Below are 12031 nucleotides of genomic sequence, written 5' to 3' on the forward strand. Positions count from 1 at the left end.
GCGTAGGACTACCGCCGGGACGTGTTGGCGAAGGGGCACGGGTGTGCGGCTGTCACTGGCAGCCCCATGTGCCCCGCTTTAATTTCAGGAGGTGTTCCATGAACACACAACGCTTTGCACGGTGGGCGCCGGTTCTGGCCACAGGCCTCTCACTGTGGTGGGCCGCTCCCGCATGGTCGCAGGCACCGGGCGAAGACCCCGTCGTCCTCACCAAGAAACTCTCGGTCCAGATGCTGCCCATGGGTGCTGCAGCGCCGTCCACAGGGCTTGACAACAACAACGCCATGCCGTCCTGGCTTCGCGCCCGCATTGCGCGGTATGAAGCCAAGGCGTTCTCTGACGACACCAGCGGTGTGCTGACCAACAACGATGTGGTCACCACCGCCACCGCCGAGGGCATGCAGAAAACCTGCGTACAGGAAGTTGGCAGCAATACGGTATCGGGCGGCACTGCCGGCACGGGCCGGTATGGCCCGAACCAGGGCCCCCAGGTCGTGGTCTTGCGCGGTGACCTCGTGAACATCTGCAGGTAACCACATTGCCAGCGCCACCCTCGCCGCACGGAGACACAACATGGCCCCCACAACCCTGAGCCCGCCCAGCCCTTGCGGCCACCACATGGCAGCCGGCCCGCTGAAGCGGCCTGCACTGTGGGTGCTGCTGCTGATGGTGGCGGCTTTGCTGATGGCCGGTTGCGCCACCCCGCGCGACCCGCGCAAGGACCAGGAGTTTCAAAGCCTCGCGTCCATCACCGACCGGCCTGTGGTGCGCCCTACCCGGTCGATTTCGAGCTTCTCCGATTCGCTGATGTGCATGGACCACATGCTGCGTGAGGCCCAGTTGCCCACCACCCTGATCACCAGCAAGCAGATTCCCGACTACTCGACCCGCGTGACTGTGGCCACCAAGGACATGATCATCACGGCGCTGTCGCAGATGTCGCGCCTGAGCAATGCCTTCCGCTTTGTGGACTATGAGGTCGATATCGCACGCCAGGACACGGTGCAGAACCTCACCACCATCCTGCTCAACAACAACCAGATGCAGCTGCAGCGCCCGGCGCTGTACCTGTCGGGCGCGATCTCGTTCGTTGACCAGAACGTGATCAACAACCGGTTTGATACGGGGCTCTCGGGCCCCCGCATCGACATGGGCTACAGCCAGAGCCGCAACGCCACCATCATCGGGCTGGAGATGCACCTGGGCGACTTTCGCACCCGCACGCTGATCCCCGGCCTGGATTCGGCCAACGAAGTCATCATCGGCAACGGCGGCCAGGGCATCGACCTGGCAGGGCGCATTGGCACCTACGGCGTGCAGTTCAATGTAGGGCGCGACTACACGCAGGGCTCGGGCGGTGCGGTGCGTACCCTGGTGGACCTGGCCACCATCGAGCTCATTGGCAAGTGGGCCCGTGTGCCCTACTGGCAGTGCCTGACGCTGGAGCAGAACCATCCCGACTTTCAGCGCCAGCTGCGCGACTGGTTCGACGAAGGCACCCCTGCCGTACGCACCCAGCTCATCACGCGCTCCCTGGTGAGCCGGGGCTATCTGGCACCGTTCACATCCCCCCTGCCAGACAACGACCCGGCGCTGCGCAAGGCACTTGCACGCTTCCAGGCCGACAACGGCATGGTGGTCACCGGCGTGGTGGACTTTCCCACCTACGAACGCGCCCTGCGCCATTTTGTCGGGCTTTCTGCAGAAGGCACCTTGACCCGCATCGGCTGGGCCGCCACGCATGCGCAGCCCGTGCAGTCCGCTGCCGCCAGCCCGGCAACGCCAGGGACGACGGGGGTGGATGGGGTCAGCAACGATCCTGATGCGCCCCGGTACGGTGCTGCGGCGCCTGCGCGCACGATCAACCTGCAGATCGAGAACGTTTTGCTGGAGCGCACCGCCTTTGAGGTGGGTGAGCAGGTCTTCCTGTCGGCCACGGTGTCGCGGACTTCCTACCTGCAGTGCTACCTGGCCGACGCCACCGGAACCATCATCCGTCTGCTGCCCAACCAGGCCAACAGCACAGGCTGGGTGTCTGCCAATCAGGCCATACGCATTCCCGACTGGATGAGCCCGAATCCCGGTTTCATCATGGATGCGGCCAGCCCTGGCACCGAAGGCGTGGCCTGCTTTGCCACCGACGAGGACAGCATGGCCCGCCTGCCCGAAGACCTGCGCGGCCCGCCACTCAAACCGCTCAAAAACTACCGCACGCTCGAAGGCTTGAACCTGGCCTTTGCAGCGGCCTGGGGCAGCGAGGGGTACACCGGCAACGCGGTGTACTGGCAGGTCGTCCCGCGCCGGGTGATGCCGGTTGCACCGGCCCAGCCCGCTCCACGCAAGTGATGCATGGCGGTTCAACCGGCACCCACCATGTCGCCAGTCAATTACCGGACAGCCCTTGTACTCACCGCCCTGGCACAGGCCTGGGGCGCTGCGTGGCTGCTGCTCGCGGCCGCTGCCACGCCGGCGCAGGCATCGGTGCGCGCGCTCCCAACGCCCGGAGATTCGGACATCGAGCGCTCCACGGTGAACGCGGCTTCCCCCCGGGCCCAGGGGCCCGACAACCCGCTCCAGGAGCAGATGTTGCAGAAATTACGCAGCGCCGCACAGCGCGAGGCCGCCCCTTCGCGCAAACCGCGCACCGGGCCAGGTGCCGCACCGCGAACGTCGGCCGACCTGGCGCCCGCCGACGCAGCATGGTTGCTGGGCCTGCTGTCGCTGCATGGGCTGGCCATGCCCGCAGACCCGCCACAAGCCCAGCACTGGTTTGAGCGCGCACAGATGCTGGGCCACCCGCTGGCCCCGGCGGGCCTTGCCTGGTGCCAGATCAGCGGCTGCGTGTCCGCACCCAACCCTTCCACGGCCATGCACTGGATTGCGTTGGTCAGTCGCACCGACCCGGGTCTCGCCAAGTACCTCGAATGGCATGCCGCCAAGGCACTGGCCCCGCTGGCAGACCCCACAGCAGCATCTGCGCGGCCAGACGCCGCGCCCAGCCAGGGTGTTGCCGCTGGCCAGCATCTGCAAAAGCTGCTGGCAGACGCCGCGCGCGCAGGCAATGCCCAGGCGGGCAACGAGCTCGGGCTGGAGTGGCTGGCCAAAGGCGAGCTGGACAAAGCACTTGGGCAATTCCAGTCGGTGGCAGAGAGGTCCGAAGCCGCGGCCGCCAATGCGGGGCTGCTGGCCAGCCGCATTCGCAGTGGCCCGGCAGGCCGGACCCGGCCTGCCCGCTACAGCCCGGCCGACTGGTTTGCCCAGGCGCAGCGCTACCACCAGGGCGATGGCGTGCCCGCCAACTACACCGAAGCCGTGCGCCTGTACCAGATCGCCGCCAGCGGCGGCGACCCCCAGGCGCGCAAGATGCTGGAGCTGATTTTTTCGAGACCGCTGCAAGGGGGCGCCATCGATATCGCGTGGATGCAGCAACTGGCCAACATCCCGATGGGCAGCAGCATCACGCCCGGCGCAGCCAAATCCTTTGCGCCCCACGGCTGGCAGCGCGACCCCAGCCCCCTGTACGCGCTGGTGCCATTGCAGTGGCGCACACCCGAAGCGCTACCGCGGCGTTAAAAAATCAAGCAAAAAATGACTCCAGCGCTTACCCATAAAGCGCGAGCAGCTATTATTTAAATAGCACCCGGTGCTGGAAGCAACAGCCCCTGCTGCGCCGCGACTGCCTCGCGCAAAAACGCCCAGGTGGCCTGCATGCGTGCCACGTGCTTGTTGTCCCCGGGCATGGACATCCAGAACGTCCGTTGAAACCGCGCCACGCCCGGCAGCACGGGCACCAGGGACGTGTCCTGCGCCGCCACAAACGCCGGCAGCACCGCCAGGCCCGCGCCCACCCGCGCGGCTTCGTACTGGGCCAGGATGCTGGTGCTGCGCAGGGCGAAATGTTCCGGGCGGTGCAGTTCGTCCAGTATCTGCAGCTCTTTGCTGAACAGCAGGTCGTCCACATAGCTGATGAAGGTGTGGCCGCGCAGATCGTCCGGGGCATGGATGGGCGGGTGGCGCTGCAGGTAGCTGCGCGCACCGTACAGCTGCAGCACATAGTCGGTGAGCTTGACCACCACCACGGCGCCCCGCGCAGGACGCTCCAGCGAAATCACGATGTCGGCCTCGCGCCGCGACAGGTGCACCAGGCGAGGCAAGGCCAGCAGGTCCACCACCAGCCCGGGGTGGTCCAGTGCGAAACGCGCCAGCTGCGGCGCCAGGATGAGATTGCCAAACCCCTCGGTGGTGCCAATGCGCACGAGACCGTGCAGCCCTTGACGCACGCCCGGAGCGGCGCTTTCCACCGCCAGAAAGGCCGTCTCCATGGCCTCGACCTGGGGCAGCAACGCCCTGCCCGCTTCGGTCAACCGGTGGCCGCCCGCCTCGCGGGCAAACAGGGCGGAGCCCACCTGTTTTTCAAGCGCCTGAAGGCGGCGCGCCACGGTGGTGTGGTCTACAGCAAGCCGCCGCGCAGCACCCACCAGGGTGCCAGCGCGGGCCAACTCCAGAAAGTAGCGCAGGTTGTCCCAGTCCATGGTTGCTTCCGGTTGATGTCATCAGGTCATGGGTATACCTGAATCCCAACCCCCACCGGGCTCCAGCCTGCTGGCAGATCAAAACACCTCGAAAATACCCGCTGCGCCCATGCCACCGCCGATGCACATCGTCACGCACACCTTCTTGGCGCCACGGCGCTTGCCTTCAATGAGTGCGTGGCCCGTGAGGCGCTGGCCCGAGACCCCGTAGGGGTGGCCCAGGGCAATGGCGCCGCCGTTCACGTTCAGGCGGTCGGCCGGAATGCCCAGCTTGTCGCGGCAGTACAGCACCTGCACCGCAAAAGCTTCGTTCAGCTCCCACAGGTCGATGTCCTGCACCGTGAGGCCCAGCTTCTTGAGCACCTTGGGCACGGCAAACACGGGGCCGATGCCCATTTCGTCGGGCTCGCAACCGGCCACCGCAAAGCCGAGGAAACGGCCCAGGGGCTTGAGGCCCTTCTTGCTGGCGTACTCTTCGCTGGTCACCACGCAGGCACCCGCGCCGTCAGAGAACTGGCTGGCATTGCCGGCCGAGATCAGGCCACCAGGCAGCGCCGAGCGCAGGCCGCTGATGGCTTCTACCGTCGTTCCTTCACGCGTGCCTTCATCCTTGCTCACGGTGACCTGCTTCGTGATCAGGCCCAGCGTTTTGTCGGCCACACCGGCCGTCACCGTAATGGGCGCGATTTCGGCATCGAACAGGCCTGCCGCCTGCGCCGCACAAGCCTTTTGCTGGCTGGCTGCGCCGTACTCGTCCATGACATCGCGGCCGATGTTGTAGCGCTTGGCCACCTGCTCGGCAGTCTGCAGCATGCTCCAGTAGATCTCGGGCTTTTGCTTGGCCAAGGCCAGGTCCTGGATCATGTGCAGGTTCATCTCCTGCTGCACGCAGGAGATGCTTTCAACGCCACCAGCCACGAATACATCGGCTTCGCCAGCGATCACCCGCTGTGCTGCCAGGGCAATGGTCTGCAGGCCCGAGGAGCAAAAGCGGTTCACCGTCATGCCCGAGGCGGTGATGGGCAGGCCGGCCTTCAGCGCAATCTGGCGGGCGATATTCATGCCCGTGGCGCCCTCGGGGTTGGCACAACCCATGATGACGTCGTCCACGTCGGCGGCATCAATACCCGCGCGCTGCACGGCGTGCTGTACGGCATGGCCGCCCAGGGTGGCGCCATGCGTCATGTTGAACGAACCCTTCCAGCTCTTGGCGAGCGGTGTGCGGGCGGTGGAAACAATCACTGCGGAGGTCATGTGAAATCCTTTGTTCGGTAAGAAGGTGCGCGCTTACTGGAAGGCCTTGCCTTCGGCGGCCAGCTTGGCCAGCAGCGGAGCGGGCTTCCAGAACGCTGCGTCATCCAGCGGGTTCTTGGCAAAGCGGTCCATGGCCTGCACCACGTTGAACAGACCCACCTCGCTCGCGTAGTGCATGGGGCCGCCACGGTGGATGGGGAAGCCGTAGCCGGTCAGGTACACCATGTCGATGTCGCCGGACTTGCTGGCAATGCCGTCTTCCAGGATGTGCGCGCCTTCATTGACCAGGGCGTACACCAGGCGCTGCACGATTTCTTCGTCCGAAATCTTGCGCGGCGTGATGCCCAGCTCCTTGCGGTGGTCTTCAATCATCTTGTTGACCAGCTCGCTCGGGATCGCGTCACGCTTGCCGGCCTGGTAGTCGTACCAGCCTGCGCCGGTCTTCTGGCCGAAGCGGCCCAGTTCGCACAGCTTGTCGGCCGTGCGGCTGTACTTCATGTCAGCGCGCTCTACGGCGCGGCGCTTGCGGATGGCCCAGCCAATGTCGTTGCCCGCCAGGTCGCCCATGCGGAACGGGCCCATGGCAAAGCCGAACTTCTCGATGGCCTTGTCCACCTGCTGGGGCGTGCAGCCTTCGTCCAGCAGGAAACCCGCCTGGCGGCTGTACTGCTCGATCATGCGGTTGCCGATGAAGCCATCGCACACGCCCGAGACCACCGAGGTCTTCTTGATTTTCTTGCCAATGGCCATCACGGTGGCCAGCACGTCCTTGGCGGTCTCCTTGCCACGCACCACTTCCAGCAGCTTCATCACGTTGGCAGGGCTGAAGAAGTGCATGCCCACCACGTCCTGCGGACGCTTGGTAAACGCCGCGATCTTGTCCACGTCGAGCGTGGAAGTGTTGGAGGCCAGGATGGCGCCAGGCTTGGCCACAGCATCCAGCTGCTTGAACACGGCTTCCTTGACGCCCATCTCTTCGAACACGGCTTCGATGATGAGGTCGCAGTCCTTGAGATCGTCGTAGCTCAGCGTGGTGCTCAGCAGGGCCATGCGCTGGTCGTACTTATCTTGCTTGAGCTTGCCCTTCTTGACCTGGGCTTCGTAGTTCTTCTTGATCGTGGCCACGCCACGGTCCAGGGCTTCCTGCTTCATTTCCAGGATCTTGACGGGGATGCCGGCGTTCAGGAAGTTCATGGAAATGCCGCCACCCATGGTGCCCGCGCCAATCACGCCCACCAGCTTGATGTCGCGCTTGGGGGTGTCGGAGGCCACATCAGGGATCTTGCTCGCCGCACGCTCGGCCATGAACAGGTGGCGCAATGCGCGCGACTCGGGAGTCCACATCAGGTTGATGAAAACTTCACGCTCGACCAGCATGCCTTCGGCAAACTTCTTCTTCGTGGCGGCTTCGACCGCGTCCACGCACTTGGCGGGCGCTGGGAAGTTCTTGGCCATGCCCTTGACCATATTGCGCGCGAACTGGAAGTACGCATCGCCTTCGGGGTGCTTGCAGGGGAAGTTGCGCACCAGGGGCAGCGGGCGGGCATCGGCCACGCTCTGCGCGAATGCCAGGGCTTCAGCGGCCAGCGATTCGGCCGACGCAGCCATCTTGTCGAACAGCTTCTGGCCGGGCACGGCGCCGATCATTTCGCTCTTGACGGGCTCGCCGCTCACGATGAGGTTGAGCGCGGCTTCGACACCAATCACGCGGGGCAGGCGCTGCGTGCCGCCCGCGCCGGGGATCAGGCCCAGCTTGACTTCAGGCAGTGCAATCGAGCAGCCAGGCGCCGCAATGCGGTAGTGGCAACCCAGGGCCAGCTCCAGCCCGCCGCCCATGGCGACGCTGTGCATGGCGGCCACAACGGGCTTGGCCGAATTTTCGATGGCGGCAATCACCGACAGCAGGTTGGGCTCCTGCAGCGACTTGTCGGTGCCGAACTCCTTGATGTCGGCGCCGCCAGAGAACGCACCACCGGCACCGGTGATCACGATGGACGTGACCGCCGCATCGGCATTGGCACGGCCAAGGCCTTCGACGATGCCCTGGCGGGTCGACAACCCAAGTCCGTTGACGGGAGGGTTGGCCAGGGTGATCACGGCAACGGAGCCGTGGACTTTGTATTCAGCGGTCATGGTGCTGTTGTTCCTTGGTAAGTGAAAAAGAACGATCGTGCGTTTTTATTGTAGAGACTTCAACCCCGTTTGGCGTGTCAATTTGTCCCGGGCGGGACAAGAGGTTTGGACATACCCGCATTACGCGGCCTGTGCAGGCAAAAAACGCTGCCGGAAGTCCCGGCTCGTGCAAGTCGCAGCGAGCGGCAATTCTTACGAGCCGGCGCCCTGGTGCAACGGCCATAAAAACTGGCGCGCACCCCAAGCCAGCGCCCCCGCGCAAGGGCCGCCCCGCCCCGCTGGGGGCGTCCCCCTGGGGGAAGGCGCCGCAGGCGACTCAGGGGGGCTTCAAACCTCCAGCCACTCCTTGCGGATGTAGTTGTCGGCGCGCAGGCTGTCTGGCGTGCCCTGGAACACGATGGCGCCATGCCCCATCACCAGCGCGCGGTCCGAGATCTTCATGGCAATGGTGAGCTTCTGCTCAATAAGCAACACCGATATGCCGCGCGCCTTGATGGTCTGCAGATAATCGCCCACCAGCTCGACGATCTTGGGTGCAAGACCCTCGGTGGGCTCGTCGATGATGATGAGGTCCGGATCGCCCATGAGCGTGCGACACAGGGTCAGCATCTGCTGTTCGCCACCCGACATCACACCGGCTTCGGTGTGCTGGCGCTCCTTGAGGCGGGGGAACAGCTCATACATGTCATCAAACGACCAGCGGCTGTTTTTGCCGCTGCCCTTTTGCCCCAGCAACAGGTTTTGGTGCACCGTGAGGTTGGGAAACACGTCTCGGCTTTCCGGCACATAGCCGATCCCCAGGTGCGCGATTTCATAGGCTTTCTTGCCCTTGAGATCGGTACCCTTCCACTGCACGGTGCCCTCCCAGTCCACCAGGCCCATGATGGCCTTGGCGGTGGTGGAACGACCGGACCCGTTTCGGCCGAGCAAGGCCACGATTTCACCCGGCTGGATGTCGAAATTCACGCCATGCAGCACATGGCTTTTCCCGTAGTACGCGTGGAGATTCTCAATATGCAGCATGTCTAGTGTCCTCCCGCCTGCTCATCTGCCACAGCGGATCCGAGGTAGGCCTCCTGGACGCGCGCGTTGGCGCGTACCTTTTCCGGGGTGTCGAAGGCGATGACTTCGCCATACACCACCACCGCAATCTTGTCGGCCAGGCCGAACACCACGCCCATGTCATGCTCCACGGTGAGCAGGGTGCGCCCTTCGGTCACCTCCTTGATAAGGTGAATGAACCGCGTAGTTTCGGTCTTGCTCATCCCGGCCGTGGGCTCATCGAGCAGGATCACGTTGGCGCCGCCTGCGATGGTGATGCCGATTTCCAGGGCGCGCTGCTCTGCATAGGTGAGGTTCATCGCCAGGGTGTCGCGCTTCTTGTCCAGCTTGATCATCTCCATGAGCTCTTTGGCGCGCTCATTGGCATCATGCAGGTTGGAGAGAAACCGCAAAAACGTGTACTTGTAGCCCATGCTCCAGAGCACGCCGCAGCGAAGGTTCTCGAACACCGACAGCTTCGGAAAGATGTTGGTGATCTGGAAGCTTCGCGACAGGCCCTTGCGGTTGATCTCATATGGAGGCAAGCCGTTGATGCGCTGCCCGTTCAGGATCACGTCGCCACTGGTGGGCGCAAAACGGCCGCTGATCAGGTTGAACAGCGTGGACTTGCCGGCTCCGTTGGGCCCGATGATGGCCACCCGTTCGCCCGGTGCCACCGCGAGGTTGGCGCCGCGAATGATTTCTGTCTTGCCAAAGCTCTTGCGCAGGTCGCGCAGTTCCAGTGCATAGGCGTTGGTTGCGTTGTCAGCCGCCATGTTTACAGCGCCTCCCCACGCTTGATTTCATGTTCAATTTCTTCCTGGATCGTGCTCCACTGGCGCACAAACTGCCGGCGGCACAGTTCAAAGAGCCCGAACCCCGTCACCATCACAAAGATGGATCCGAACCAGCTCGTGAAGCTTGTTGCATTGAGCGTGGCACCCATGAACTTCAACTCAGCTCCGAGGGCTGCATTGAGCTGCAGGTGATAGGTCATCTCGATCATGCAGGCTGCACCCATCACGCCCACCAGCGCAGTGCCGCCAAGCGCCAGGTACGAGCTCCACAGCGGGCGCAGCTTGCCGTATTTGGCCAGGCGCAGGTTCATCATGATCAGGCTGGCAATGCCGCCGGGGGCATACATCACCATGAACAGGAACACGAGCCCCAGGTACAGCAACCAGGCCATGGAAAGCTCTGACAGCAGTACGGAGGCCAGCACCAGCAGCACTGCGCCGATGATGGGACCAAAGAAGAACGTGGCCCCACCAAGGAAGGTGAACAGCAGATAGCCGCCCGAACGGATGACGCTCAGACTGTCTGCACCGGTAATGATTTCGAAGTTGATCGTGGCCAGACCACCGCCAATGCCAGCAAAAAAGCCCGCAATGATGAAGGCGAAGTAGCGCACCCGCTGCGTGTTGTACCCGATGAACTCCACGCGCTCCGGGTTGTCGCGCACTGCGTTCAGGATGCGGCCCAGCGGCGTTCCGGTGAACGCAAACATCGCTGCGGTGCAGACGAAGCAATAGGCGGCGATCAGGTAGTAAACCTGAATCGCGGGACCAAAGCTGATGCCGAAGAAGGGCTTGCCGTACACACGGTCGGTGGTGATGCCACCTTCCCCACCAAAGAACTCAGGGAACATCAGTGCCATGGAGGCCACCAGTTCCCCGATACCCAGCGTGATCATGGCAAACGTGGTGCCTGATTTCTTGGTCGTGACGAAGCCGAGGATGATGGCGAAAAAGGCCCCGGCAAGTCCGCCCACCAGCGGAATGAGCACCAGAGGAATGTGGACCGTGCCTTTGGTCGCCATGTTCATCGCATGGATCGCGATGAAAGAGCCCAGGCCTGTGTACACCGCATGCCCGAAACTCAGCATCCCGCCCTGCCCCAGCAGGATGTTGTAAGACAGGCAGATGATGATGAGATAGCCAATCTGGGAAAGCATGGTCAACGCCAGGCTGCTGCGAAACAGCATGGGCGCAACGATCAGCATGACCGCAAACAATGTCCAGATGACAAACCGCCCCACATTGAAGGGCTTGAACCGGTAGTGCGAAGTGGCTGTTGAAGCAGCGGAGTTGGATGTCGTAGTGGAATTCATGGCATCAGTCCTCCCGCTTGCCCAAAAGGCCCTTGGGGCGGAAGATCAGGATCAGCACGAGGAACAGGTACGGCAATATCGGTGCGACCTGGGAAATCGTGAGCTTGAGCAAGGGGTAGCCGAAGGTCTGCTCGGTCACCGCCACACCCACGGCCTGAAAGACGTGGATCAGCGAATAGTCCAGCGCAACCGCAAAGGTCTGCACCAGGCCGATGAGCAGCGATGCGAGGAACGCACCTGCCAGCGAGCCCATGCCGCCGACCACCACCACCACGAAGATGATGGACCCCACCGAGGCCGCCATCGCGGGTTCCGTGACATAGGTGTTGCCACCGATCACACCTGCCAGGCCCGCCAGCGCAGCGCCACCACCAAACACCAGCATGAAGACCCGTGGCACGTTGTGCCCCAGCGCCTCGACCATCTCGGGGTACTTGAGTGCAGCCTGAATCACCAGGCCAATGCGTGTACGGGTGAGAAGCAGCCACACCGACACCAGCATCACCAGCGCCACGAGCATCACAAACGAGCGCGACCTGGGAAACTGCGTTCCGTACAGCGAGAACAGCGGGCCCTGCAGTTGCTCGGGCAGGCCATAGGGCACCGTGGAGCGCCCCCACACCAGCTGCACCACTTCCAGGATAAGGTAAGACAGGCCGAAGGTCACCAGCAGCTCGGGCACATGGCCGAACTTGTGCACCCGGCGCAAACAGTAGCGCTCAAACGCCGCCCCGAGCGCAAACACCGCCAGGGGTGCCAGCACGAGCGCAGGCCAGAAGCCCACCACCCCGGAGATGGTGAACGCGAAATAGGCACCCAGCATGTAAAAGCTGGTGTGTGCAAAATTGAGCACGCCCATCATGCTGAAAATCAGCGTGAGACCCGAGCTCAGCATGAACAGCAGGAGCCCGTAGCTCACGCCGTTCAGCATAGAGATCACGAAAAACTCAGGATTCATTGG

10 protein-coding genes are annotated in these 12031 nt (G+C 63.5%); 3 read left to right on the plus strand and 7 right to left on the minus strand.

Annotated features, from left to right (window positions below; genetic code table 11):
* Nucleotides 1-98: 98 nt before the first annotated feature.
* The 3 genes from AAFF19_RS14490 (at nucleotide 99) to AAFF19_RS14500 (ending at nucleotide 3573) form a co-directional block, all read left to right on the plus strand.
* Nucleotides 99-533 (plus strand): hypothetical protein, encoded by a 435-nt coding sequence (locus AAFF19_RS14490; RefSeq protein WP_008904251.1) that lies wholly within the window; start codon nucleotides 99-101, stop codon nucleotides 531-533.
* Between the two features lie 85 nt (nucleotides 534-618).
* Nucleotides 619-2346: a DUF4384 domain-containing protein gene (locus AAFF19_RS14495; RefSeq protein WP_342721860.1), complete on the plus strand. Its 1728-nt coding sequence runs from the start codon at nucleotides 619-621 to the stop codon at nucleotides 2344-2346.
* A gap of 27 nt (nucleotides 2347-2373) precedes the next feature.
* A complete protein-coding gene (locus AAFF19_RS14500) occupies nucleotides 2374-3573 on the plus strand; it encodes a hypothetical protein (RefSeq protein ID WP_342720450.1) in 1200 nt (399 codons plus the stop codon).
* Nucleotides 3574-3629: 56 nt separating this feature from the next.
* Here AAFF19_RS14500 and AAFF19_RS14505 read toward each other — a convergent pair whose 3' ends face one another.
* The 7 genes from AAFF19_RS14505 to AAFF19_RS14535 form a co-directional block, all read right to left on the minus strand.
* Nucleotides 3630-4532 (minus strand): LysR family transcriptional regulator, encoded by a 903-nt coding sequence (locus tag AAFF19_RS14505; protein WP_182118568.1) that lies wholly within the window; start codon nucleotides 4530-4532, stop codon nucleotides 3630-3632.
* Between the two features lie 78 nt (nucleotides 4533-4610).
* A complete protein-coding gene (locus tag AAFF19_RS14510; protein WP_182118567.1) occupies nucleotides 4611-5786 on the minus strand; it encodes an acetyl-CoA C-acyltransferase in 1176 nt (391 codons plus the stop codon).
* 33 nt (nucleotides 5787-5819) lie between these two features.
* Nucleotides 5820-7919, minus strand: a complete 2100-nt coding sequence (locus AAFF19_RS14515) for a 3-hydroxyacyl-CoA dehydrogenase NAD-binding domain-containing protein (protein ID WP_342720451.1) — start codon at nucleotides 7917-7919, stop codon at nucleotides 5820-5822.
* 327 nt (nucleotides 7920-8246) lie between these two features.
* Complete coding sequence (locus tag AAFF19_RS14520) at nucleotides 8247-8942, minus strand: ABC transporter ATP-binding protein (protein WP_342720452.1); 696 nt, start codon at nucleotides 8940-8942, stop codon at nucleotides 8247-8249.
* Between the two features lie 2 nt (nucleotides 8943-8944).
* Nucleotides 8945-9736, minus strand: coding sequence for an ABC transporter ATP-binding protein (locus AAFF19_RS14525; protein ID WP_182118564.1), 792 nt, complete (start codon nucleotides 9734-9736; stop codon nucleotides 8945-8947).
* A gap of 2 nt (nucleotides 9737-9738) precedes the next feature.
* Nucleotides 9739-11070 carry a branched-chain amino acid ABC transporter permease gene (locus tag AAFF19_RS14530; protein WP_342720453.1) on the minus strand — a complete coding sequence of 444 codons (1332 nt, stop codon included), beginning with the start codon at nucleotides 11068-11070 and terminating at the stop codon, nucleotides 9739-9741.
* A 4-nt stretch (nucleotides 11071-11074) separates the two neighbouring features.
* Nucleotides 11075-12028, minus strand: a complete 954-nt coding sequence (locus AAFF19_RS14535) for a branched-chain amino acid ABC transporter permease (RefSeq protein ID WP_008904242.1) — start codon at nucleotides 12026-12028, stop codon at nucleotides 11075-11077.
* Between the last annotated feature and the right edge of the window lie 3 nt (nucleotides 12029-12031).

This window comes from Acidovorax sp. FHTAMBA, assembly GCF_038958875.1.
Classification (GTDB): Bacteria; Pseudomonadota; Gammaproteobacteria; order Burkholderiales; family Burkholderiaceae_C; genus Acidovorax.

Bases quoted from the DNA above. Each gene is read 5' to 3' on its own strand.
- AAFF19_RS14490 (WP_008904251.1), top strand. From the start codon at position 99: ATGAACACACAACGCTTTGCACGGTGGGCGCCGGTTCTGGCCACAGGC.
- AAFF19_RS14495 (WP_342721860.1), top strand. From the start codon at position 619: ATGGCAGCCGGCCCGCTGAAGCGGCCTGCACTGTGGGTGCTGCTGCTG.
- AAFF19_RS14500 (WP_342720450.1), top strand. From the start codon at position 2,374: ATGTCGCCAGTCAATTACCGGACAGCCCTTGTACTCACCGCCCTGGCA.
- AAFF19_RS14505 (WP_182118568.1), bottom strand. From the start codon at position 4,532: ATGGACTGGGACAACCTGCGCTACTTTCTGGAGTTGGCCCGCGCTGGC.
- AAFF19_RS14510 (WP_182118567.1), bottom strand. From the start codon at position 5,786: ATGACCTCCGCAGTGATTGTTTCCACCGCCCGCACACCGCTCGCCAAG.
- AAFF19_RS14515 (WP_342720451.1), bottom strand. From the start codon at position 7,919: ATGACCGCTGAATACAAAGTCCACGGCTCCGTTGCCGTGATCACCCTG.
- AAFF19_RS14520 (WP_342720452.1), bottom strand. From the start codon at position 8,942: ATGCTGCATATTGAGAATCTCCACGCGTACTACGGGAAAAGCCATGTG.
- AAFF19_RS14525 (WP_182118564.1), bottom strand. From the start codon at position 9,736: ATGGCGGCTGACAACGCAACCAACGCCTATGCACTGGAACTGCGCGAC.
- AAFF19_RS14530 (WP_342720453.1), bottom strand. From the start codon at position 11,070: ATGAATTCCACTACGACATCCAACTCCGCTGCTTCAACAGCCACTTCG.
- AAFF19_RS14535 (WP_008904242.1), bottom strand. From the start codon at position 12,028: ATGAATCCTGAGTTTTTCGTGATCTCTATGCTGAACGGCGTGAGCTAC.